This is a genomic window from Bacillus sp. 37MA (assembly GCF_000372765.1).
Lineage (GTDB): Bacteria > Bacillota > Bacilli > Bacillales > Domibacillaceae > Domibacillus > Domibacillus aminovorans.
Map to the genome: position 1 here is coordinate 3,185,163 of NZ_KB889752.1, position 22,567 is coordinate 3,207,729.

Here is a 22,567-nt window from a genome sequence, read left to right on the forward strand (position 1 = left end):
CTTCATAGTCAGGTGGCATTAGCGAAGAGGTCACACCCGTTCCCATCCCGAACACGGCAGTTAAGCTCTTCAGCGCCGATGGTAGTTGGGGGTTTCCCCCTGTGAGAGCAGGACGCCGCCTGGCACGTTACAGTGTAAAAGGAGATGACTTTATGTCATCTCCTTTTTCTATATAAAAAATGAAAGGAAAGGATGGGATAGAATGCATATGGATCAAACAAAGATGCCTCTTGTAGAAGCATTGAAACAGCATAAGAAGCAGAATCCTGTTTCTTTTCATGTTCCTGGACATAAAAATGGGCAACTTTCATCTTTTGGGGGTCTGTCATACGATGTAACAGAGTTAAGTGGGCTAGATGATCTTCATGCTCCTGAAGGCTGTATTCAAGATGCGGAGAAATTATTAAGTGATTTGTATCAAACAAATGAAAGTAAATTTCTTATAAATGGAAGCACAGTTGGTAATCTTGCGATGATTCTTGGTACCCTTTCAGAAGGAGATCGTGTATTTGTTCAGCGCAACTGTCATAAGTCTGTGTTAAATGCATTGAAAATAGCAAAAGCAGTGCCTGTTTTTTTGGCACCTGAATATGATGAAAATTCGAAAACCGTTGTTTTGTTTTCGGCCGAGGCATTAAAAAAAGCGTATCGTCAGTACAGGAACGTTAAAGCCGTAATATTTACGTATCCTTCTTACTATGGGATGGCGGATACATTTGAAACGCTGGCTATGATTGCGAAAGAGAACGGTTCAATCATACTTGTAGATGAGGCGCATGGAGCTCATTTTGTTTTGCCTTATGAAGGTATTCCAGAAAGTGCGCTTTATTTGGGGGCCGATATCGTAGTGCAGTCAGCCCATAAAATGCTGCCAGCGATGACCATGGGGTCGTATTTTCATATTCAATCAAGTCATATAGACCGGGATAAAGTAATGTTTTATTTGCATGCATTTCAATCGAGCAGCCCTTCGTATCTAATTATGGCGTCGCTTGATGCAGCGAGAGCATATACAGCTACTTATGAAGAATGTGATAGTCATTACTCGATGCAGGTAGTGGAGAGAGTAAAAACAGTGCTAGAGTCGAGGGGATGTCTGTGCGTGAAGCCGGATGATCCATACAAACTTCTCGTACGGGCAGATGGTCTTTCGGGATATGAATTGCAGATATTGTTTGAACAGGCAGGATTATATCCGGAGATGGCAGATCCTTTTCAAGTGCTGCTTGTTTTTCCACTTTTAAAAGAAGGACAGATAACATTTGAAGAGGGTGCTTTACAAAAACTGCATTCTTTTCATTTGAAAAAAGGAATAGCGAGAGAGCGTTTTCCTGAAGTGAAAAAAACAAAAGGTGTGTCGACACTTGCATTGCCGTATAATGAGCATAATAAATATAAGAAAGAATTCGTTCCATTTAATGAAGCATCAGGTCAGATTGCGGGAGAAATGATTATTCCATATCCACCAGGCATTCCATTGATCATGGAAGGAGAACGAATTTTGAATCAACATATAGAATCACTTGAATGGATGCTAACACACGGGAGTCGCTTTCATGGCGGAAGCGGCTTGAAAGAAAGACGGGTTGCTGTTTTTCGCGGGGAGGTATAAACAATGAAAAAAGGAATATTTATTTCGATAGAAGGACCTGAAGGAGCAGGGAAAACGACAGTGTTAAACCGAATTGTTCAGGAACTGAAAAATAGAGGCAAGGATGTTATTCAAACACGTGAGCCAGGGGGAATTGCGATTGCAGAGCAAATTCGGTCTGTTATTTTAAATAAAGAAAATACAGCAATGGATGCACGGACGGAGGCGCTTTTATATGCAGCCGCACGCCGTCAGCACCTCGTTGAAAAAGTGATACCGGCAATTGAACGTGGAGCGATTGTGCTTTGTGATCGGTTCATTGACAGCTCACTTGCTTATCAAGGACACGCGAGAGGACTTGGTATGGACGAAGTAGCGTCGATTAATGCGTTTGCGACAGATGGTATGATGCCAGAGTTGACGCTATTATTTGATGTGAGTCCGGAAGTGGGTCTCGCGAGAATCCATCAACATGATGGAAGAGAAGTGAATCGTCTTGATTTAGAAGGGCTTTCCTTCCACAAAAAGGTGCGGGAAGGATATTTATTGTTGGCAGAGCGAGATGCTGGGCGGATTGTGGTAATCGATGCAGAGAAAGAGGAAGAATCGGTTTTTCAAGAGGCACTTGCAAAAATTAAAAAAGTGTTGCTTTGACGCTTTTGATATAATAGAAGAAATCCTGTTAGGGGGATATGAGATGAAGTTAATTACGGCCGTTGTACAGGATCAGGACAGTAATAAATTGTCTCATGCACTGATTGAACATTATTTTCGTGCGACAAAGCTTGCATCTACAGGGGGGTTTTTAAAAGCAGGAAACACGACATTTATGATCGGGATAGAGGATGAACGTCTTCAGGAAGCGCTTCATATTATAAAACAAAATTGTCAATCGCGCGATCAGGTGGCACCCCCACTATCACCGCTTGGTGGTAATGTAGATGCATACGTACCTTACCCGGTAGAGGTACCAGTTGGCGGGGCGACGGTGTTTGTGCTTCCCATTGAGCAATTTCATCAATATTAAAAGGGTGTGGATTACGTGTCTAAACAGTGGGAAGAGACAGCGGCGCGTCAGCCAACTGTCATGCGAATGATTGAAAATAGTATACTGAAAGATCGGGTAGCACATGCGTATTTGCTTGAAGGCGATCCGGGTACAGGAAAAAAAGAAGCTACGCTTTTATTTGCAAAAAGTTTATTTTGCTTGAAGCCAGAAAAAAAATTAATGCCATGTGAATTATGTGTGAATTGCCGTCGTATCGATCATGGCAACCATCCGGATATTCATGTGATTGAACCGGACGGGCTGTCGATCAAAAAAGAGCAAATTTATTATTTGCAGCAGGAATTTACAAAAACGGGTGTTGAGTCGAGCCGGAAAGTATATATTATTAATCACGCTGATAAAATGACAGCAAGTGCTGCCAACAGTCTGCTTAAGTTTTTGGAAGAGCCATCTTCAGATACGGTTGCTTTTTTAATAACAGAGCAGAGTAGCCGGATGCTACCAACGATTATATCGAGATGCCAGCAGTTATCGTTTCGGCCAATTGATGATATCCAGTTAAAAGAACGTCTTATTCAGGAAGAAGTACCGCTTTCAATGGCGTCGCTTGTATCCAAAATAACGAATCATCTTGACGAAGCACATGCGTTGTCACGGGATGAGTGGTTTGCACAGTCACGTTCAATAGTGTTAAAATTGTACGAAGGCCTTAGAGCTGGAGGGCTGACAAGTCTTGTTCAGTTATCGGAGGACTTTCATTCGCATTTTAAAGAGAAGGAACAGATCAGTCTTGCCCTTGATCTTTTTGTTCTCATTCACAGGGATCTGCTTTCCATTATGACCGGAGAAGAATATGGTCTTGCATTTCCTGACTATCTCGTTTCCTTCAGACAGGATGCATTGCTTTTAACAGCTGAAGCGCTTGTAGATCGTCTTAGTTTTATTTTGGAAGCGAAGCGCAGAATTAACAATAACATGAACCAGCAGCTGCTAATGGAACAGCTTTTGTTAAAGGTACAGGGAGGACATGCCTTTGTGTAATGTAGTAGGTATACGCTTTAAACAAGCGGGTAAAATATATTATTTTGATCCAGGAGAACTCGGTATTCAGAAAGAAGATCACGTTATTGTTGAAACCGCAAGAGGTGTTGAATACGGTCATGTCGTCGTCGGACCGAAAGATGTTGATGAAAGTGATGTCGTCTTGCCTCTTAAAAAGGTAATTCGGACAGCAGATCAAAAAGATCGTCTTGCAGTTCAAGAAAATAGTGAAGCAGCAACTACCGCATTTACGACATGTGTAGATAAAATTGTCGAGCACAAGTTAGATATGAAGCTTGTTGATGTGGAATATACATTTGACCGTAACAAAGTGATTTTTTATTTTACGGCGGACGGGCGAGTTGATTTTCGTGAGCTAGTGAAAGATTTGGCGTCCATTTTTAGAACACGGATCGAGCTTCGCCAAATAGGTGTCCGAGATGAAGCAAAAATGCTTGGAGGTATTGGCCCATGTGGCCGAATGCTTTGTTGTTCGACATTTCTTGGTGATTTTGAGCCTGTATCGATTAAAATGGCAAAAGATCAAAACTTGTCATTAAATCCTGCCAAAATTTCTGGATTGTGCGGCCGTCTTATGTGCTGTTTGAAATATGAAAATGATGAATATGAAGCGGCACGCCGTGAATTACCAGATGTCGGCCAAAAAGTACAGACGCCGAGCGGTTATGGGAAAGTAACGGGCTTGAATATTTTAGAGCGGCTCGTGCAGGTGCACATACCGGAATTAGAACGGACGCTTGAGTTCTCATCCGATGAACTCGGAAAAGAAGGAGCCGTTTCTGTGAAAGCAGGTGACTGATGCGGTGGAAAAACTAGATAAAAAGGCGATCTTTGATTCCGTCAGTCATATGGAATTGCAAATTGGTGAGCTTTATCAACAGCTTGGTGAAGTAAGAATGCAGCTCGCTGAAATATTGGAAGAAAACAATTCGTTAACGATTGAAAATGATCATTTGCGCCGCAGGCTTGAGCAATTAGAACGTGGTCATGAACGAGCATCAGGGGCAGAAAATGTTCAGGCGCGAGGAGCTGACATTGGTGAAGGCTACGATAATCTGGCCCGTCTTTATCAGGAAGGGTTCCACATTTGTAGTGTGCATTTTGGAAGCCCTCGTAAAGACGAAGACTGCCTGTTTTGTTTATCGTTTTTAAATAAAAAATAATGACGATTTTTTGCCTTCCTTTCTAAAGGAAGGCTCTTTTGTGCAAGAGGAGTGATAGGTATGACGGAATTAAAGGAAGATGAGAGGCTCGATTATTTGTTGGCGGAAGAGCTGCGTATTATTCAAAGTCCGACCGTGTTTTCATTTTCGCTTGATGCAGTGCTGTTGGCCCGATTTGCCTCCGTTCCAAAAACGCGTGGTTCAATTATTGATCTATGTTCTGGCAATGGCGTTATTCCGCTGCTAATGTCTGCAAAAACAAGTGTACCGATTACAGGTGTCGAAATACAGGAACGGCTTTGTGATATGGCTGTCCGCAGTGTCCAGTACAATAAATTGGATGATCAAATTAAGATGGTAAACGGCGATTTAAAGAATGCGCCAGAGCTACTTGGGATGGAGAAACATACACTTATTACGTGCAACCCTCCGTATTTTTTAACACCTTCTGACGGAGAATTAAACATGAATGAACATGTTGCGATTGCCCGCCATGAAATTAAGTGTACGCTTGAAGACTGCATTCGTTCATCATCAAGGTTATTAAAGCAGGGCGGAAAAGCAGCGTTTGTACACCGTCCAGGCAGGCTCTTAGATATTTTGACACTGATGAGGAAGTACCGTGTGGAACCGAAGCGGCTTCGTTTCGTTTACCCGAAGCATGGAAAAGAAGCAAACACCGTCCTTGTTGAAGGCATAAAAGATGGTGCACCGGATTTGAAAATTTTAATGCCTCTTTACGTGTACGATGAAAAGGGCGAGTATACTGAGGAAGTGAGGACGCTGCTATATGGCGGTGAACCACCATTTTTACGTCGTTAAGTGTCATGACGGTTCGCTTTATGCAGGGTATACGAATGATTTAAAAAAAAGAATGAGCGTTCACAATGCCGGTAAAGGAGCAAAGTATACGAGAGCCCGTCTGCCGGTTACACTTATTCATAGTGAGTTGTTCGACACGAAGCAAGAAGCAATGAGAGCAGAATACGCGTTTAAACAGCTTCCTCGCATGAAAAAAATTGATTATTTGTTGAAAAGAGGTGTGGCCGTTGAAAGCACAAAAAAGCTTTGCGAATGAAGAAATAGAGGGTATTTTATATCTTGTGCCGGTGCCAATTGGCAATCTGGAAGATATGACTGTGCGAGCACTCCGCATTATGAAAGAAGCAGATGTCATTGCTGCGGAAGATACACGCAATACGAAAAAGTTGTGTAATTACTTTGACATTGCTACACCTGTCATCAGCTACCATGAACATAGCAGTGAAGCAGCCGGACGTAAATTGATTGACCGCATTCAATCAGGTGAAACAGTAGCACTTGTCAGTGATGCAGGCACGCCATGCATATCCGATCCGGGTCATGAGCTTGTACTGTTAGCAATAGAAGAAGGATTGAATGTCGTCCCACTTCCAGGTGCGAATGCAGCTGTCACGGCACTCATTGCATCAGGCATTGCACCACAGCCATTTTATTTTTATGGATTTTTAAGCCGCGGGAAAAAAGAAAAAAAGAAAGAGCTTGAAAAACTGGCGTTATTCCGCGATACGTTTATTTTGTATGAATCGCCGCATCGGTTAAAAGAAACACTCATTTTAATGGAAGCCTTTTTCGGTGCAGACCGTCGGATTGTACTTTGCCGGGAACTGACGAAAAAGTTTGAAGAGTTTTTACGAGGGACAGTTGGCGAAGCAGCAGACTGGGCGAACGAGTCCAAGATCATGGGTGAATTTTGCCTTGTGATTGAAGGAAGTACCGGGGAACTGGTAGAGCGGGCTAATTCTGAATGGTGGAGTGAGATGACTGTGGAAGCGCATGTTGAACAGTATGTTATCGAACGAGACATGATACCGAAAGAAGCAGTGAAACAGGCAGCTAAAGATAGAGGTTTACCGAAACGCGATGTATATGCCGCCTATCACACTAAGAAAAATCCCAATGGCGAGTAATCACCATCGGGATTTTGATGTTATTTACCGTTTTCAAACGCTTCTTGAATTTCTTTGATCAAGATCTCAGCACCTTCATGGCTAAGGATTAACTTTCCACCGGCAAGTTTGATGTTGTCGTCGGAAACTTCACCTGTTACTTGACAGGTCATGCTTGGTTTATATTTTTTAAGGATGATTTTATCATCATCTACGTAAATTTCAAGTGCATCTTTTTCTGCAATTCCAAGTGTACGGCGCAATTCAATTGGAATAACGACCCGTCCTAGCTCGTCTACTTTACGTACAATACCTGTTGATTTCATTTAAAAAATATTCTCCTCTCCATTTTTGATTGTATTAAAATGTGTTGCGTAAATGAATTCGTCATTATTCGACAAAATTTTTAACCTGTATCGTAATCATACCAAGAGTTCCCATAAACGTCAACAAATAAAATGTAAATCTTCAATTAACTGTAAGTCAGAAAACACTGATTTATCAATATTTTTAGAAAATAACTATTCCATATCGAAAATTGTCGAATTTCGTTGAAAGTTTAACTGAGGAACTTAGAGAAAAGAAAGCGTGCATATTTACATTTATTCATGGATGGGGGAAAATAAAAGAAGTGATGTAAAAGCTTCCGGCAGGTGGCCGGAAGCTTTTATCTATAAGAAGAAAGAGCAATAAGGAGGGAATCCATTGAGCGATTATAAAAAATCGTTTTATTTAACAACACCTATTTATTATCCGAGCGGTAATTTGCATATTGGTCATGCATACACAACCGTAGCAGGCGATGCGATGGCACGCTATAAACGGCTGCGTGGTTTTGATGTTATGTACTTAACCGGAACGGACGAACACGGTCAAAAAATCCAGGAAAAAGCAAATGAAAAAGGAATCACGCCACAGCAATACGTGGACGAGATTGTTGCTGGTATTCAAAAGCTGTGGGAAACTATGCATATTTCCAACGATGATTTTATCCGAACAACTGAAAAACGTCATAAAGACATTGTAGAAAAAATCTTTAAACAACTTTTGGATCAAGGCGATATTTATCTCGGTGAATATGAGGGCTGGTATTCCGTACCAGATGAAACCTTTTACACAGAAACACAGCTCGTTGATAAAGAAGTAAATGATAAAGGAGAAGTAATTGGTGGGAAAAGTCCGGATAGCGGTCACCCGGTAGAAAAAGTGCGTGAAGAGTCGTATTTCTTCCGCATGAGCAAATATGCAGATCGTCTTCTGAAATATTATGAAGAGAACCCGACATTTATTCAGCCAGAATCGCGTAAAAATGAAATGATCAACAATTTCATTAAGCCGGGGCTTGAAGATCTTGCGGTTTCACGGACGACATTTGATTGGGGTGTGCAAGTACCAGGAAATCCAAAACATGTTGTATATGTATGGATTGATGCTTTGTCTAACTATATTACTGCGCTCGGGTATGGAACAGATCATACTGAGAAATTTAATCAATACTGGCCGGCAGATGTACACCTTGTTGGAAAAGAAATTGTCCGTTTCCATACGATTTACTGGCCCATTATGTTGATGGCTCTTGATCTGCCTCTGCCGAAAAAAGTATTTGCACACGGCTGGCTGTTAATGAAAGATGGCAAAATGTCGAAGTCAAAAGGCAATGTGGTTGACCCAGTTACGTTAATTGACCGCTACGGTCTTGACGCGCTGCGCTATTATCTTCTCCGTGAAGTACCGTTCGGTTCTGACGGTGTGTTTACGCCGGAAGGGTTTGTTGAGCGAATTAATTATGACTTGGCAAATGACCTTGGCAACTTATTGAATCGTACTATTGCCATGATTAATAAATATTTTGACGGCATTATCCCGGCTTACAGGGGTTCTGACGGTGAATTTGAACAAGCGCTTGTGGACATAAATGAAAAAGTAGTCCGGGAATATGAAGAAGCGATGGAAAACATGGAGTTTTCCGTCGCGTTAACATCGCTCTGGCAGCTTGTGAGCCGGACAAATAAATATATTGATGAAACACAACCGTGGGTACTAGCGAAAGAAGAAAAAAAAGCGGAACTCGGTACGGTTATGTACCACCTGGCGGAATCATTGCGCCGAGCAGCAGTTCTTTTAACACCTTTTTTGACGAGCACACCAAACAAAATTTTTGAACAGTTACAGTTGAATGAATCATCGTTGCAAAATTGGGAAAGCTTAGAGGCATTCGGAGCAATTCCAGAAAGCATTCAAGTTGTGAAAAAAGGCGAACCGATTTTCCCGCGTCTTGATATGGAAGAAGAAATCAACTTTATTAAAGACAAGATGCAAGGTCCTTCAGCACCTGTCGTAGAAGAGAAACCAGTGGAAGAGTACGCGCCAATTTCAGAAGAGATTAGCATTGATGACTTTATGAAAGTGGACCTTCGCGCGGCGACTGTTATTGAAGCGGCTCCTGTGAAAAAAGCGGATAAGCTGTTAAAGCTGCAGCTTGACCTTGGTTTTGAAAAACGACAGGTGGTTTCAGGCATTGCGCAGTATTATAAACCGGAAGAACTTGTTGGACGAAAAGTCGTTGTTGTAGCAAACTTGAAGCCGGTCAAATTGCGCGGTGAATTATCGCAGGGTATGATTCTAGCCGGTTCTAAAGAAGGGATTTTGACTCTTGCTGAAGTACCGGAAAACTTACCTAATGGAGCGAAAATAAAGTAAAATAAAATTGTTTCACGTGAAACAAGAATGAAAACGGGTGATAATATGCTTTTTGATACACACGTTCATTTAAATGCGGATCAATTTCAAGAAGATATAGAAGAAGTCGTCGTACGGGCTCAGAAAGCCGGTGTCACCCGGATGGTCGTTGTCGGCTTTGACCGTTTAACGATTGAGCGCGCGATGGATCTCATTGAACGATACGATGGGCTATATGCAGCAATTGGCTGGCATCCAGTTGATGCGATCGATATGCGTGACGCAGATCTTGCATGGATTAAAGAGCTTGCTCTACATCCAAAAGTTGTTGCTATCGGCGAAACGGGTCTTGATTATCACTGGGACAAATCGCCGAAAGACATTCAAAAGGATGTGTTTAGACGTCAAATTCAATTGGCTAAAAAAGTGAAGCTGCCGATTGTTATTCACAATCGGGAAGCGACACAGGATATTGTCGATATATTAAAAGAAGAAGGCGCCGAAGAAGTGGGCGGCATTATGCATTGTTTCAGCGGCAGTGCAGAAACAGCGCTTGAATGCATAAAAATGAACTTCTACATTTCACTCGGTGGTCCTGTCACGTTCAAAAATGCAAAAAAGCCGAAAGAAGTGGCTATGGCTGTTCCATTAGACAAGTTATTGATTGAAACGGACTGTCCATATCTAGCACCACATCCATATCGAGGCAAACGCAATGAGCCGGCATACGTGAAGCTTGTGGCGGAAGAAATTGCGGTATTAAAAGAATGTTCTTACGAAGAAGTGGCAGACGCTACGATGAAAAACGCGCAAACACTGTTTCAAATTGATTAAGCAGGGGGTCTCACAGCCTCTGCTTTTTCGTTCGGAGGAAAAAATGAAAATAAAAGAAATTATCGTTGTTGAAGGCAAAGATGATACAGTGAAAATAAAGCTGGCAGTTAATGCTGATACGATTGAAACGAGAGGATCTGCTGTCGATGAACGTGTCATTGAGCAAGTGCGACACGCTCAGGCAACGCGGGGGGTGATTATTTTCACCGATCCTGATTATCCGGGACAGCGCATTCGCAATATGATTTCAGAGCAAGTGCCAGGCTGCCGACATGCTTTTTTGCCCAAAGAAGAAGCGATCGAAAAGCTTGGCCGAGGTGTCGGTGTTGAGCACGCGTCGATTGAATCGATCCGTAAAGCGCTTCGTGATGCACAATATATGGAAAAGCAAGCAGAGGAACAGATGACGATGGAAGATCTTGTGAATGCGGGGCTCATAGGTGGTGATCGAGCGAAAGCAAGACGAGAAAAGCTTGGTGGGAAATTAAAAATAGGCTACGCGAATGGAAAACAGTTGTACAAACGGCTCATTATGTTTCAAGTGACACGTGAACAGTTCATTGCTGCATTAAAAGAAGTAATGGAGGAGGAACTACGATGAAAGACATCGCTACACCGTCCAGGACGAAGGATATTCTCTCTAGGCACGGATTTTCATTTAAAAAAAGTCTTGGTCAAAACTTTTTGATCGATTCGAATATTTTGCAGCGTATTACTGAAACGGCCGGTTTGACGAAAGAAACAGGTGTCATTGAAATTGGACCGGGAATCGGTGCGTTGACGGAACATTTAGCCCGTACAGCTGGAAAAGTCGTTGCTTTTGAAATTGACCAGCGTCTCTTGCCGATATTAGATGAAACACTATCGCCCTATGATAATGTAAAAGTCGTTCATGAAGATGTATTGAAAGCCGACGTAAAAGCAGTTGTTGAAAAGGAGTTTGTGGGATATGACCGTCTCATGGTCGTCGCAAATTTACCTTATTATGTGACAACGCCAATTATTATGAAGCTGCTTGAAGATAAAGTTCCGGTGAACGGTTTTGTCGTGATGCTTCAAAAAGAAGTGGGTGCTCGCATTTCGGCGAAGCCATCAACGAAAGAATATGGTTCACTATCGATCGCTGTGCAATATTATACAGAAGCGGAATTGGCATTCATTGTACCGAAAACAGTCTTCACGCCGCCGCCAAATGTTGATTCAGCGATTATCAAACTGATGGTCCGCGGTGAACCGGCAGTACGCGTTCAAAATGAAGACTTTTTCTTTACCGTCACTCGTGCATCGTTTGCTCATCGTCGCAAAACGATTTTAAATAATCTTGTAAACGGGTTGCCGAATGGAAAAGAGAAAAAAGAACGCATTATCGCTGCACTTGAAAAGGCAGGAATTGAACCGTCTAGAAGAGGAGAGACGCTATCACTGGCTGAGTTCGGGATGCTTTCTGATGCTCTTTTGAATGAAGATATATAACACATATGAACCGCTCTTGAAAAAAAGAGCGGTTTTTTTTTCGAAAGTGGGAAATAATAGCCGTGACGAAAAAAAACGGTGTTTTTTCAATAAAAAAATATTGACAACAATAAGAGACGCTGATAAAATTATAAATTTGTTTGACTAAAACAAAAGATTGTGCTATACTAAACATGAGTGAAGTGAGGTGGAAGCAAATGCCGAAAACATTATCCGATATTAAAAAGTCGCTTGATTGTCATTTGGGTAAAAGATTATTGCTTAAAGCGAATGGTGGTCGACGTAAGACGATTGAGCGTTCCGGTGTTTTAGCGGAAACGTACCCTGCTGTTTTTGTCGTAGAACTTGATCAGGATGAAAATTCATTTGAACGCGTTTCTTACAGCTATGCAGATGTGCTCACTGAAACCGTTGAACTGACATTTGAAGATGCAGCAGCAGCAGGCAGTGCAGTATAAACAAAGCTTGCTTTTTTAATAAAGCAAAACACCGGAGAGCCGGCTCAAAAGATTCGATTTGAATCTTTTGAGCCGGCTCTTTTTCTTTGTGATAAAATAAGAAATAATTTATTGTGTATAAAGTAGGTGGACTAAAATGAAATTAATGATTAAAGCACCGGCGAAAATTAATTTAACGCTCGATGTACTTCACAAAAGGCCAGATGGCTACCATGAAGTAGAAATGATTATGACGACAGTTGATCTCGCTGATCGGCTTGAGCTTGAAAGTCTTGAGAAAGATGAGATTCGGATTATTTCCCATAATCGCTTCGTTCCAGATGATAGCCGGAACCTTGCTTATCAGGCCGCTAAAATTTTGAAACAGCGGTATAATATTAAACAAGGGATTGCTATTCAAATCGACAAGATTATTCCGGTTGCAGCGGGACTAGCTGGCGGAAGCAGTGATGCGGCAGCTACATTGAAAGGATTAAATGCATTGTGGGGTCTTGGGCTGTCGCTTGATGAATTGGCCGACATTGGAGCGGAAATTGGTTCAGACGTTTCCTTTTGTGTGTATGGCGGTACAGCAATTGCGACAGGAAGGGGTGAGAAAATTAACCGATTGCCTGCGCCGCCGAATTGCTGGGTCATTCTTGCTAAACCGACAATAGGTGTTTCAACAGGTGAAGTATATAAAAACTTGAAACTAGACCGTATGAATCGGCCGGATACAAATGCCATGATCGATGCCATTCGTGAAAACGATTATGATAAAATGTGTGCAAATGTCGGCAATGTTTTAGAATCAGTCACATTAAATGCTCATCCGGAAGTCGCACTTATTAAAGAGCAGATGATTCGGTTCGGTGCAGATACAGTGTTAATGAGCGGCAGCGGGCCAACAGTCTTCGGGCTGATTCGCCATGACTCACGCATGCATCGCGTGTATAATTGTCTGCGCGGCTTTTGCGATCAAGTGTACGCAGTTCGGATGTTAGGGGATGGGAATTCTGTTGATTAAAACCGTATATTAAGATATATTATATATAAAATATTCGGTTTTACTCCCCAGGAGGTTTAAATACAGCGATGAAGTTTCGTCGAAGTGAACGTATTATTTATATGACGCACTATTTACTGGAGAATCCACACCAGCTCGTTTCGTTGACGCTTTTTGCGGAACGATTTGGATCGGCTAAGTCATCGATCAGTGAGGACCTGGCGATTATAAAAGAGACATTTGAAAAATGTGGCATCGGTACGCTGAAGACGGTACCGGGTGCAGCGGGCGGTGTGAAGTTTTATTCAAGAGTGAATAATCGGGATGCGAAGATGTTTATTAATGATTTATGCCGTCAGCTCAAAAATCCGGATCGATTACTGCCGGGCGGCTACTTGTACATCATGGATTTACTCGGGCATCCAAGTATTATGAATCAGATAGGCAAGCTGCTTGCTTCGGCTTACGCGGATGAAAAGATTGATGCTGTTATGACGGTCGCTACAAAAGGGATTCCAATTGCACACGCGATTGCGGCTCATTTAAATGTACCCGTTGTCGTTGTACGCCGCGATAGTAAAGTAACAGAAGGGCCAACTGTGAGCATTAATTATGTATCCGGATCAACGAAGCGCATTCAGGCAATGGTTTTGTCAAAGCGCAGTTTAAAAGAAGGATCCAAAGTACTGCTCGTCGATGATTTTATGAAAGGCGGTGGAACGATTAATGGAATGATCAGTCTGCTTGCTGAATTTAATGCATCTGTTGCCGGCATTGCCGTTCTTGTTGAAGCAGAGTATTCGGATCGGTTGATCAACGACTACATTTCGCTTGTAAAACTGAAAGATGTAAACGAAAAAGAAGCAGCGATCTCTGTTGTCGAAGGAAACTACTTTTCAAAAAGTATTGAATTTTTACAGGAGGAATCAGAATGAAGATTATTAACACAAAAAAAGCACCTGCAGCAATCGGCCCATACTCACAGGGTATTATCGTAAACAATTTGTTCTATAGTTCCGGTCAGATTCCGTTAACAGCAGAAGGAACACTGGTAGACGGTTCAATTGAAGAACAGACACATCAAGTATTTGCAAATTTAAAAGCAGTACTCGAGGAAGCAGGTGCTTCTCTTGAGTCTGTTGTGAAAGTAACAGTCTTTTTATCTGACATGGAAGAGTTTGGTGCGGTCAATGAAGTATACGGAGAGTATTTCTCGGTTCATAAACCGGCCCGTTCGTGCGTAGAAGTCGCGCGTCTTCCAAAAGATGTAAAAGTAGAGATTGAAGTCATTGCTCTTATAAAAGCGTAAACCGGCCCTGTGCCGGTTTTTTTTATGAAAATTTTTTCGAGTGAAAAAGAAGGAATATTTCAATTATTATTGAATAATTAGTTTATACATTTTTTAATACGGGTAGAGGTGGTGAATATGCGTGGAAATAACAGATGTAAGATTGCGACGCGTACAAACGGACGGCCGAATGAGAGCAATTGCGTCCATTACGTTTGATGAAGAATTCGTGATTCATGATATTCGTGTTATTGATGGGAACAATGGCTTGTTTGTCGCAATGCCGAGCAAACGAACACCGGATGGAGAATTCCGTGACATTGCGCATCCCATTAATTCCAGTACGCGCGGGAAAATTCAAGACACAGTCCTCTCAGCGTATCATCGCATTGATGAATATAGCGAAACAGAACTTGTCGAACTTGAAGAAGCGGGAGCAGTTTCGTCACGCGTTTAGACGTTCATCGCTTGGGCGCCGTTATAGCCGCCTCATGAGTTTTATACATCAAGAGCCTACTTTTAGTGTAGAGCTCTTTTTTTTGCTTTTTATGGCAGATTAAAAGGTGGTAAAACTTCCATCGATGAAAGTTTCACTATATGCGTTGTCAATAATGTGTCAATTTCCCCCCATTATTGAAATAAACGCTTTTTTAAGATATATTCAATAGGGATAAACAGGTTAGGAGGCCTTTTATGACAAACATTTATGCCGTCATTTTGGCTGCAGGACAGGGAACGCGCATGAAGTCTAAATTGTACAAAGTGCTGCATCCTGTCTGTGGAAAGCCAATGGTAGAACACGTTATTGATCAAATTTCAGGTTTACATACAGAGCAGATTGTCACAATTGTCGGCCACGGAGCGGACAAAGTAAAGGCGCAGCTGGGTGAACGTTCTGCTTATGCGCTGCAGGAAGAGCAGCTCGGGACGGCTCATGCAGTCATTCAAGCAGAACCGATGCTGGCAGGTAAAGAAGGCTGTACACTCGTTGTCTGCGGCGATACACCGCTTATTCAAACGTCAACGATGGAGGCGCTTGTCAATCATCACGTGGAAACAGGAGCTAAAGCAACAATTTTAACGGCTCTTGCAGAAAAACCAGATGGCTATGGCCGCATCATTCGCGGTGCAGACGCTTCTGTGAGCCGCATTGTTGAACATAAAGATGCAACGGATGAAGAACGAGCCATTAATGAAATTAATACAGGTACGTACTGTTTTGATAACAAAGCGCTGTTTGATGCGCTTAAAAATGTATCAAATGAAAATGTGCAAGGCGAATATTATTTGCCGGATGTTATTGAAATTTTAAAAGCGGCAGGTGAAATTGTATCTGCTCACCAGACAGACAGCTTCGATGAAACCCTTGGTGTCAATGATCGTGTCGCACTCAGTGAGGCAGAGCGGATTATGCGTGCCCGAATTAACGAGCAGCACATGCGTGCCGGCGTGTCGATTATTGACCCGCTTAACACATATATCGGACCAGACGTCGAGGTTGGGGCGGATACGGTTATTTATCCTGGTACAATTCTTTCTGGCAAGACGTCTATCGGCATAGATTGCGTAATCGGCCCGAATACAGAAGTGAGTGACTGCGCTATTGGGGACCGTACGGTAATTCGCCAGTCTGCAACGTTTAACAGTGAAATTGGAGCAGATGTCAATATTGGTCCATTTGCACATATTCGTCCTGAATCTTTCATTCATGATGAAGTGAAGATCGGCAACTTTGTCGAAATTAAAAAGGCTGTATTTGGCAAAGGAAGCAAAGCGTCACATTTAAGCTATATTGGTGATGCGGAGATTGGCAGCGATGTAAACATTGGCTGTGGATCTATTACTGTGAACTATGACGGTGAAAATAAATTTCTCACAAAAATTGAAGATGGCGTGTTCATCGGCTGTAACTCGAATCTTGTTGCTCCGGTCACGGTGAAGAAAGGTGCTTATGTGGCGGCAGGTTCGACGATCACAAATGAAGTACCGGAAGAAGCGCTTGCGATTGCACGTGCGCGTCAAGTAAATAAAGAAAATTATGTTCAAAAAATCTTTTCAAAAAACGATTAAAAATGACAGTGGAGGTCATCATGAGCAACCAGTATTTAGATCCAAATTTAAAAATCTTTTCGTTGAATTCCAACCCAGCATTGGCACAAGAAATTGTGGAATTTATCGGTGTGGAACTCGGCAAATGTTCAGTTACACGTTTTAGCGATGGCGAAGTTCAAATTAACATCGAAGAAAGTATACGTGGCTGTGACGTATACATCGTGCAGTCAACTAGTGGACCGGTAAATGAACATTTAATGGAATTGCTCATTATGATTGATGCGTTGAAACGTGCTTCTGCCAAAACAATTAACGTTGTCATTCCATATTACGGATATGCACGCCAGGATCGTAAAGCCCGTGCCCGTGAGCCGATTACAGCGAAACTCGTTGCAAATTTACTGGAAACGGCAGGAACAACTCGTTTAATTACACTGGATCTCCACGCACCGCAAATTCAAGGGTTTTTTGATGTACCAATTGATCACTTACTAGGTGTGCCGATTTTAGGTGAATATTTCAAGAAAAAGGGGTTCGATAAAGAGAATCTCGTTATCGTGTCACCGGATCATGGGGGGGTAACGCGTGCCCGCAAATTGGCAGATCGTTTGAAAGCGCCGATTGCGATCATCGATAAACGCCGTCCGCGCCCGAATGTATCTGAAGTGATGAACATCGTTGGCAATGTAGACGGGAAAATCGCCATTTTAATCGACGATATTATTGATACAGCCGGTACGATAACACTTGCAGCGAAGGCAATTACTGAAAGTGGAGCAAAAGAAGTGTATGCATGTTGTACACATCCTGTTTTATCGGGTCCTGCGCTGGAGCGGATTGGCAACTCTATCATTAAAGAGCTCGTCGTGACGAATTCAATTGCGCTTGCACCTGAAAAGAAAACAGATAAAGTTGTTGAATTGTCTGTTGCGCCTCTTATTGGTGAAGCGATTATCCGTGTTCACGAAGAGCAATCAGTCAGTACATTATTTGATTAATAAAAATGGGGAATCGGTTCTTTTTACAGAACCGATTCTTTTTTTGCCTTATCAGGTTTATAAAGCGTTTGTTTAGGGAATACACAATTGTGTACAGATAAAACAAGTAACTTAAAATCAGAAAGGTGACTATTCAATATGAGTAATGTATTAGAAGCTAAAAAACGTGAGGGCTTTACGAAAGCTGCATTAACAGAAATTCGTACAAAGGGTTCATTTCCAGCTGTCATATACGGTAAAGGTGTAGAATCTGAGCCAGTATCAGTGGAAGAACCCCAATTTATTAAAGTGATCCGTGAAGTTGGACGGAATGGAATGATATCGCTAAACGTTGATGGTGAAAAATATGACGTGATTTTGCAGGAATATCAACAAGATTCACTGAAAGGACATATCATCCATGCCGATTTCCTTGCGGTAGATAAATCATCTAAAATTACATCACAGGTGCGTGTTGACATTGAAGGTGAAGCGGTCGGTGCAAAAGAAGGCGGCGTCGTTCAGCAGCCGTTGTTCGAATTGAATGTTACAGCCAAAGTATCCGAATTCCCTGAACATGTAACAGTGAATATTTCGGAACTGGCAATAGGTGACTCTATTTTGGTTGGTGATATTCGCGATCAATTTAATTTCGTGATCGAAAACGAAGATGATGAAACAATTGTTTCGGTTCTTCCTCCGCAAAAAATGGAAGAAGATGAAGAAGGCGAAGGCACTGCTAATGCAGATGTTCCCGTTATAGACGAGGCAAAAGAAAATTAACATTTAAGTGTAATATACAGGCAGCCTGCGATAAAAGCAGCTCTGCCTGTTTTTTTTGTGTTTAGTCATGTATACTGAATATAACTGTAAAAAATGAGGTGCAAATAAATATGAAATTAATCGTGGGCCTTGGTAATCCAGGCGCAAAATATGCAGGGACACGTCATAATATTGGCTTTGATATTATTGATGAGTTAGCTGACCAGTTTGGAGTCGAGCTCTCAGAAGCAAAGCATAGAGGTGTGTATACCATCGTAAGAAAAGGAACGAAAAAAGTCATTTTATTAAAACCATTAACATATATGAATTTATCAGGAGAATGCATTGGTGAAGTGATGCGCTATTATGATATCGATAAAGAGGATGTCATTGTTGTATATGATGATCTGGATTTGCCACAGGGGAAAATACGGCTCCGTCAAAAAGGAAGTGCCGGTGGTCATAACGGGATCAAGTCGACAATTGCGCACCTCGGTACGGATCAATTTAAGCGCGTGCGTGTTGGCATCGGACGTCCAGATGGTCCAATTAAAACCGTTGATTATGTGCTTGGCAAGTTCAGTGAAGAAGAACGAAATGTCATGGATTCGGCAGTCAAAAAAAGTGCCGCTGCCTGTACAAGTGCAATCGACAACACATTTATTGATGTGATGAATGAATTCAATCAATGATGCATTGCGTTAAAAAGCTTTGTGGGCGTATGCTCCAAAGCGTTTTTCTGTTTTGGAAAAGGGGGTCCGGGTAATGAATCATTTACTTGATTTATTTTTAAAAAATGAAGAAGCTGTATCAATTGTAAACGGAATGGAGGTGGGTATGAAAGAACAGCTCGCCGCGGGGCTGTCCGGCTCACTGCGTGCTGTTTTTGCGGCCGCCGCTTATCGAAAGCTGCAAAAGCCGGTTATGATTGTTACATATAATATGCTTCAGGCGCAAAAGCTATATGATGACTTAACACAATTCATATCAGAAGAAAATATATACTTATATGCAGCCAATGAGTTAATCGCCGCTGAAATTAGCATCGCAAGTCCTGAATTGCGTGCACAGCGTATTGAAATGCTCAATCATCTTGCACTGCATGGTACAGGTATTTACATTGTTCCTGCAGCAGGCTTGAAAAAACTCATCCCGCCAAAAGAAGTATGGAAGCGACTTCAAAAAACGTTTACAATCGGCAAGGATATTGATCTCGAACTGCTTAAGCAAGAGTTTGTACAAATGGGCTATGAGCGTGCGGATATGGTCTATACACCAGGTGAGTTCAGTATTCGCGGAGGAATTGTTGATATTTATCCGCTTACATCAGAGCATCCGATCCGTATTGAGCTCTTCGATACGGAAATTGACTCGATTCGGACATTTGCACCGGATACGCAGCGCTCAATTGATAGCATGATATCTGTTTTAATCGGACCAGCAGGGGAAATGCCAGCATCGACAGAAGAACTGGCGGCACTTGCTGGACGGCTAGAGCAGTCACTCATGGAAACAGTGAAGAAAATAGGCAGCCCAGATGTAAAAAAGCAACTGACCGCCTATATTGGTGCGGATATTGAAAAACTAAAAGAAGGCGTCCGCATTAATGAGCTCGGGAAATACACATCTCTTCTATACGAAGAAACTGCTGTTGTCACTTCTTATTTGCCAGAAGGCGGCGTTGTTTTTTTTGACGAAATGAGCCGTATTAAGGAAATAAGTGAGTCGCTTGAGAAAGAAGAAGCAGAGTGGTATACAGGCCTTATTGAAGAAGGAAAAGCGGTGCATGGATTAAAGCTTGCGCATTCGCTGCAGGCAGCCGTGCAATCAATAAGGCAGCCGTTAGTTTACTTATCGCTCTTTATGCGCCAGACGGCAGGAGGAAAGCCGGAAAATATCGTTAATTTCTCCGCGCGTCCAATGCAAAACTTTCATGGTCAGATGAATGTGCTTGAAGGTGAAATAGACCGATGGAAAAAATCTGGGACAACGGTTTTGTTTTTAGGCGAAACGGTCGAACGAGTTGAAAAAATAAAAGCAACACTTGACGATTACGGCATGGAAGCGACAAAGTTAAAAGATCAGAATGATGTCATCGAAGGGGTCATTCAAATAGGTCCCGGTGCGCTTACTTCCGGATTCGAATTCCCGCTTTTAAAATTAGCTGTTATAACGGAACAGGAGTTATTTAATAAAAAGGCATCGAAAAGCAAACGACGCCAAAAGCTGTCGAATGCAGAACGAATTAAAAGCTATTCTGAACTGAAGACGGGAGATTATGTCGTTCACGTTAATCACGGGATCGGGAAATACCTTGGTATTGAAACGCTTGAAATTAATGGCGTTCATAAAGATTATTTGAAGATTAAATACCAGGGAACCGATGAGCTATTTGTGCCAGTCGAGCAAATTGAACTGGTTCAAAAATATGTTGGTTCAGAAGGCAAAGAACCGAAGATATATAAACTTGGCGGCAATGAATGGAAACGGGTGAAAAAGAAAGTCGAGTCGTCTGTGCAGGATATTGCTGATGACTTATTAAAGTTATATGCGGAGCGGGAAGCGGCGAGAGGATACGCTTTTTCACCGGACGGTGATATGCAGCGTGAATTTGAAGCGGCTTTTCCATATGAAGAAACGGAAGATCAGCTTCGTTCCATTCAAGAAATAAAACGCGATATGGAGCGGGAGCAGCCAATGGACCGTCTTCTTTGCGGAGACGTCGGATATGGCAAAACGGAAGTGGCGATCCGTGCGGCATTTAAAGCAACAGAGGATGGAAAACAAGTAGCTATTTTAGTGCCAACTACAATTCTCGCCCAGCAGCATTATGAAACGTTAAAAGAACGTCTTCAAGACTTTCCGATAAAAGTGGGGCTGCTTAGCCGTTTTAGGTCACGTAAACAACAGACAGAAACGTTAAAAGGATTGAAAGCAGGTACGGTAGACATTGTTATCGGTACACACCGTCTTTTATCGAAAGATGTGCAGTATCATGATCTTGGTTTGCTGGTAGTCGATGAGGAGCAGCGATTTGGTGTGACACATAAAGAAAAAATTAAGCAGCTGAAAACGAATGTCGATGTCTTGACATTGACTGCCACGCCTATTCCACGGACACTTCACATGTCAATGCTCGGTGTGCGCGACTTGTCGGTCATTGAAACACCGCCGGAGAATCGTTTTCCAGTGCAGACATATGTCGTTGAACATAACCTTGGTCTTGTGCGTGAAGCGGCAGAGCGTGAAATAGCCCGCGGTGGTCAGGTGTTTTATTTATACAATCGGGTTGAAGATATTGAGCGGCGTGCGGATGAAATTTCCACGCTCGTGCCAGATGCACGTGTTTCGTATGCGCACGGACAGATGACGGAAAGAGAACTTGAAGCGGTCATTCTTGCCTTTCTAGAAGGAGAGACAGACATTTTGGTTACGACGACGATCATTGAAACAGGCGTGGATATTCCGAACGTCAACACACTTATTGTACATGATGCTGACCGAATGGGACTGTCACAGTTGTATCAAATACGTGGACGCGTCGGTCGTTCAAACCGTGTCGCGTATTCTTATTTCACGTATAGGAAAGACAAGGTGCTGTCTGAACCAGCGGAAAAACGTCTTCAAGCGATTAAAGAATTTACAGAACTCGGGTCAGGTTTTAAAATTGCGATGCGTGATTTATCGATTCGAGGTGCAGGAAACTTGCTTGGTGCTCAGCAACATGGCTACATTGATTCGGTCGGATTCGATTTATATTCACAAATGTTGAAAGAAGCAGTTGAACAAAAACGCGGTGGTAATACAGAGAATACAGTACCATCATTTGAAGTGGATGTGTCGATTGATGCGTACATTCCAGATTCATATATCGGGGATAGCGCGCAAAAAATTGATATGTATAAGAGATTCCGCTCAGTGGATTCATTTGATGAAATCGCTGAATTAAAAGAAGAAATGACCGACCGCTTTGGTGATTATCCGGCTGAAACAGCTGATTTATTTAAAGTGGCTGAAATGAAAATACATGCGGCGAAGACGAAGCTTGAGTCGATGAAGCAGTCGAAAGGGACGGTCACCATTTTGATGAGCGAACAGGGAACGAAAGAAATCGATGGCACGAAAGTATTTTCCATTTGCAACAAGTTTGGTCGCATGTGTGGACTTGGAATGGATGAGCAAAAACTGAAAGTAACGATTGATATTAAAAAAGCACCGGAACAGGGCTGGTTCAATGCGGCACTCGAATTAATCAGCGAACTTGAGACGGCAAAAAAACAGCCACAACAACATGTATAGAATGTCT

24 protein-coding genes and 1 rRNA gene are annotated in these 22,567 nt (G+C 42.3%); 24 read left to right on the forward strand and 1 reads right to left on the reverse strand.

The annotated features are described in order from the left end of the window. Positions 1 to 8 precede the first annotated feature (8 nt). From rrf to rsmI, 10 genes are all read left to right on the forward strand, one after another. A 5S ribosomal RNA gene (rrf, locus tag A3M5_RS0117440) occupies positions 9 to 124 on the forward strand. Between the two features lie 78 nt (positions 125 to 202). Next, on the forward strand, positions 203 to 1,612 hold the full coding sequence (locus tag A3M5_RS0117445; RefSeq protein WP_018395078.1) for an aminotransferase class I/II-fold pyridoxal phosphate-dependent enzyme: 1,410 nt from the start codon (positions 203 to 205) through the stop codon (positions 1,610 to 1,612). 3 nt (positions 1,613 to 1,615) lie between these two features. After that, positions 1,616 to 2,245, forward strand: coding sequence for a dTMP kinase (tmk, locus tag A3M5_RS0117450; protein WP_018395079.1), 630 nt, complete (start codon positions 1,616 to 1,618; stop codon positions 2,243 to 2,245). Between the two features lie 43 nt (positions 2,246 to 2,288). Beyond that, complete coding sequence (darA, locus tag A3M5_RS0117455) at positions 2,289 to 2,618, forward strand: cyclic di-AMP receptor DarA (protein WP_018395080.1); 330 nt, start codon at positions 2,289 to 2,291, stop codon at positions 2,616 to 2,618. A gap of 15 nt (positions 2,619 to 2,633) precedes the next feature. Then, on the forward strand, positions 2,634 to 3,641 hold the full coding sequence (holB, locus tag A3M5_RS0117460; protein WP_018395081.1) for a DNA polymerase III subunit delta': 1,008 nt from the start codon (positions 2,634 to 2,636) through the stop codon (positions 3,639 to 3,641). Further along, positions 3,634 to 4,461: a PSP1 domain-containing protein gene (locus A3M5_RS0117465; protein ID WP_018395082.1), complete on the forward strand. Its 828-nt coding sequence runs from the start codon at positions 3,634 to 3,636 to the stop codon at positions 4,459 to 4,461. The genes holB and A3M5_RS0117465 overlap by 8 nt, the downstream gene beginning before the upstream one ends. A gap of 49 nt (positions 4,462 to 4,510) precedes the next feature. Next, positions 4,511 to 4,825, forward strand: coding sequence for a DNA replication initiation control protein YabA (yabA, locus tag A3M5_RS0117470; RefSeq protein WP_051080882.1), 315 nt, complete (start codon positions 4,511 to 4,513; stop codon positions 4,823 to 4,825). A gap of 60 nt (positions 4,826 to 4,885) precedes the next feature. Then, complete coding sequence (locus tag A3M5_RS0117475; protein WP_018395084.1) at positions 4,886 to 5,647, forward strand: tRNA1(Val) (adenine(37)-N6)-methyltransferase; 762 nt, start codon at positions 4,886 to 4,888, stop codon at positions 5,645 to 5,647. Next, positions 5,616 to 5,903, forward strand: coding sequence for a GIY-YIG nuclease family protein (locus tag A3M5_RS0117480; protein ID WP_018395085.1), 288 nt, complete (start codon positions 5,616 to 5,618; stop codon positions 5,901 to 5,903). Before A3M5_RS0117475 ends, A3M5_RS0117480 begins: the two co-directional genes overlap by 32 nt. Continuing rightward, positions 5,875 to 6,774 carry a 16S rRNA (cytidine(1402)-2'-O)-methyltransferase gene (rsmI, locus tag A3M5_RS0117485; protein WP_018395086.1) on the forward strand — a complete coding sequence of 300 codons (900 nt, stop codon included), beginning with the start codon at positions 5,875 to 5,877 and terminating at the stop codon, positions 6,772 to 6,774. The genes A3M5_RS0117480 and rsmI overlap by 29 nt, the downstream gene beginning before the upstream one ends. A gap of 20 nt (positions 6,775 to 6,794) precedes the next feature. Here the strand turns inward: rsmI and abrB are convergent, their stop codons facing one another. Then, positions 6,795 to 7,079 (reverse strand): transition state genes transcriptional regulator AbrB, encoded by a 285-nt coding sequence (gene abrB / locus A3M5_RS0117490; RefSeq protein WP_018395087.1) that lies wholly within the window; start codon positions 7,077 to 7,079, stop codon positions 6,795 to 6,797. Between the two features lie 379 nt (positions 7,080 to 7,458). Here abrB and metG point away from each other — a divergent pair, with 379 nt between their 5' ends. The 14 genes from metG (at position 7,459) to mfd (ending at position 22,560) form a co-directional block, all read left to right on the forward strand. Continuing rightward, entirely contained in the window at positions 7,459 to 9,453 is a 1,995-nt protein-coding gene (metG, locus tag A3M5_RS0117495) for a methionine--tRNA ligase (RefSeq protein WP_018395088.1), read from the forward strand. A gap of 45 nt (positions 9,454 to 9,498) precedes the next feature. After that, positions 9,499 to 10,266, forward strand: coding sequence for a TatD family hydrolase (locus A3M5_RS0117500; protein ID WP_026221793.1), 768 nt, complete (start codon positions 9,499 to 9,501; stop codon positions 10,264 to 10,266). A 43-nt stretch (positions 10,267 to 10,309) separates the two neighbouring features. Then, positions 10,310 to 10,867: a ribonuclease M5 gene (gene rnmV / locus A3M5_RS0117505; protein WP_018395090.1), complete on the forward strand. Its 558-nt coding sequence runs from the start codon at positions 10,310 to 10,312 to the stop codon at positions 10,865 to 10,867. After that, on the forward strand, positions 10,864 to 11,739 hold the full coding sequence (gene rsmA, locus A3M5_RS0117510; RefSeq protein WP_018395091.1) for a 16S rRNA (adenine(1518)-N(6)/adenine(1519)-N(6))-dimethyltransferase RsmA: 876 nt from the start codon (positions 10,864 to 10,866) through the stop codon (positions 11,737 to 11,739). Before rnmV ends, rsmA begins: the two co-directional genes overlap by 4 nt. 197 nt (positions 11,740 to 11,936) lie before the next feature. After that, on the forward strand, positions 11,937 to 12,197 hold the full coding sequence (gene veg, locus A3M5_RS0117515; RefSeq protein ID WP_018395092.1) for a biofilm formation stimulator Veg: 261 nt from the start codon (positions 11,937 to 11,939) through the stop codon (positions 12,195 to 12,197). A 136-nt stretch (positions 12,198 to 12,333) separates the two neighbouring features. Continuing rightward, positions 12,334 to 13,203, forward strand: coding sequence for a 4-(cytidine 5'-diphospho)-2-C-methyl-D-erythritol kinase (gene ispE, locus A3M5_RS0117520; protein ID WP_018395093.1), 870 nt, complete (start codon positions 12,334 to 12,336; stop codon positions 13,201 to 13,203). Between the two features lie 68 nt (positions 13,204 to 13,271). After that, entirely contained in the window at positions 13,272 to 14,117 is an 846-nt protein-coding gene (gene purR, locus A3M5_RS0117525) for a pur operon repressor (RefSeq protein WP_018395094.1), read from the forward strand. After that, positions 14,114 to 14,491: a RidA family protein gene (locus tag A3M5_RS0117530; RefSeq protein WP_018395095.1), complete on the forward strand. Its 378-nt coding sequence runs from the start codon at positions 14,114 to 14,116 to the stop codon at positions 14,489 to 14,491. Before purR ends, A3M5_RS0117530 begins: the two co-directional genes overlap by 4 nt. A 121-nt stretch (positions 14,492 to 14,612) precedes the next feature. Further along, positions 14,613 to 14,927: a septation regulator SpoVG gene (spoVG, locus tag A3M5_RS0117535; protein WP_018395096.1), complete on the forward strand. Its 315-nt coding sequence runs from the start codon at positions 14,613 to 14,615 to the stop codon at positions 14,925 to 14,927. A gap of 236 nt (positions 14,928 to 15,163) precedes the next feature. Further along, positions 15,164 to 16,540, forward strand: coding sequence for a bifunctional UDP-N-acetylglucosamine diphosphorylase/glucosamine-1-phosphate N-acetyltransferase GlmU (gene glmU, locus A3M5_RS0117540; RefSeq protein ID WP_018395097.1), 1,377 nt, complete (start codon positions 15,164 to 15,166; stop codon positions 16,538 to 16,540). Positions 16,541 to 16,560: 20 nt separating this feature from the next. Next, positions 16,561 to 17,520, forward strand: coding sequence for a ribose-phosphate diphosphokinase (locus A3M5_RS0117545; RefSeq protein ID WP_018395098.1), 960 nt, complete (start codon positions 16,561 to 16,563; stop codon positions 17,518 to 17,520). Positions 17,521 to 17,658: 138 nt separating this feature from the next. Further along, on the forward strand, positions 17,659 to 18,282 hold the full coding sequence (locus A3M5_RS0117550; protein ID WP_018395099.1) for a 50S ribosomal protein L25/general stress protein Ctc: 624 nt from the start codon (positions 17,659 to 17,661) through the stop codon (positions 18,280 to 18,282). 110 nt (positions 18,283 to 18,392) lie between these two features. Further along, entirely contained in the window at positions 18,393 to 18,953 is a 561-nt protein-coding gene (gene pth, locus A3M5_RS0117555; RefSeq protein WP_018395100.1) for an aminoacyl-tRNA hydrolase, read from the forward strand. A 73-nt stretch (positions 18,954 to 19,026) separates the two neighbouring features. Continuing rightward, positions 19,027 to 22,560 (forward strand): transcription-repair coupling factor, encoded by a 3,534-nt coding sequence (mfd, locus tag A3M5_RS0117560; RefSeq protein ID WP_018395101.1) that lies wholly within the window; start codon positions 19,027 to 19,029, stop codon positions 22,558 to 22,560. The last annotated feature ends 7 nt before the right edge of the window (positions 22,561 to 22,567 follow it).

What these genes read in the sequence shown, in the direction of transcription:
- A3M5_RS0117445 (WP_018395078.1), top strand. Translation starts at nt 203, where the DNA reads ATGCATATGGATCAAACAAAGATGCCTCTTGTAGAAGCATTGAAACAG.
- tmk (WP_018395079.1), top strand. Translation starts at nt 1,616, where the DNA reads ATGAAAAAAGGAATATTTATTTCGATAGAAGGACCTGAAGGAGCAGGG.
- darA (WP_018395080.1), top strand. Translation starts at nt 2,289, where the DNA reads ATGAAGTTAATTACGGCCGTTGTACAGGATCAGGACAGTAATAAATTG.
- yabA (WP_051080882.1), top strand. Translation starts at nt 4,511, where the DNA reads ATGGAATTGCAAATTGGTGAGCTTTATCAACAGCTTGGTGAAGTAAGA.
- A3M5_RS0117475 (WP_018395084.1), top strand. Translation starts at nt 4,886, where the DNA reads ATGACGGAATTAAAGGAAGATGAGAGGCTCGATTATTTGTTGGCGGAA.
- A3M5_RS0117480 (WP_018395085.1), top strand. Translation starts at nt 5,616, where the DNA reads ATGGCGGTGAACCACCATTTTTACGTCGTTAAGTGTCATGACGGTTCG.
- abrB (WP_018395087.1), bottom strand. Translation starts at nt 7,079, where the DNA reads ATGAAATCAACAGGTATTGTACGTAAAGTAGACGAGCTAGGACGGGTC.
- A3M5_RS0117500 (WP_026221793.1), top strand. Translation starts at nt 9,499, where the DNA reads ATGCTTTTTGATACACACGTTCATTTAAATGCGGATCAATTTCAAGAA.
- rnmV (WP_018395090.1), top strand. Translation starts at nt 10,310, where the DNA reads ATGAAAATAAAAGAAATTATCGTTGTTGAAGGCAAAGATGATACAGTG.
- rsmA (WP_018395091.1), top strand. Translation starts at nt 10,864, where the DNA reads ATGAAAGACATCGCTACACCGTCCAGGACGAAGGATATTCTCTCTAGG.
- veg (WP_018395092.1), top strand. Translation starts at nt 11,937, where the DNA reads ATGCCGAAAACATTATCCGATATTAAAAAGTCGCTTGATTGTCATTTG.
- ispE (WP_018395093.1), top strand. Translation starts at nt 12,334, where the DNA reads ATGAAATTAATGATTAAAGCACCGGCGAAAATTAATTTAACGCTCGAT.
- purR (WP_018395094.1), top strand. Translation starts at nt 13,272, where the DNA reads ATGAAGTTTCGTCGAAGTGAACGTATTATTTATATGACGCACTATTTA.
- A3M5_RS0117530 (WP_018395095.1), top strand. Translation starts at nt 14,114, where the DNA reads ATGAAGATTATTAACACAAAAAAAGCACCTGCAGCAATCGGCCCATAC.
- glmU (WP_018395097.1), top strand. Translation starts at nt 15,164, where the DNA reads ATGACAAACATTTATGCCGTCATTTTGGCTGCAGGACAGGGAACGCGC.
- A3M5_RS0117545 (WP_018395098.1), top strand. Translation starts at nt 16,561, where the DNA reads ATGAGCAACCAGTATTTAGATCCAAATTTAAAAATCTTTTCGTTGAAT.
- A3M5_RS0117550 (WP_018395099.1), top strand. Translation starts at nt 17,659, where the DNA reads ATGAGTAATGTATTAGAAGCTAAAAAACGTGAGGGCTTTACGAAAGCT.
- pth (WP_018395100.1), top strand. Translation starts at nt 18,393, where the DNA reads ATGAAATTAATCGTGGGCCTTGGTAATCCAGGCGCAAAATATGCAGGG.
- mfd (WP_018395101.1), top strand. Translation starts at nt 19,027, where the DNA reads ATGAATCATTTACTTGATTTATTTTTAAAAAATGAAGAAGCTGTATCA.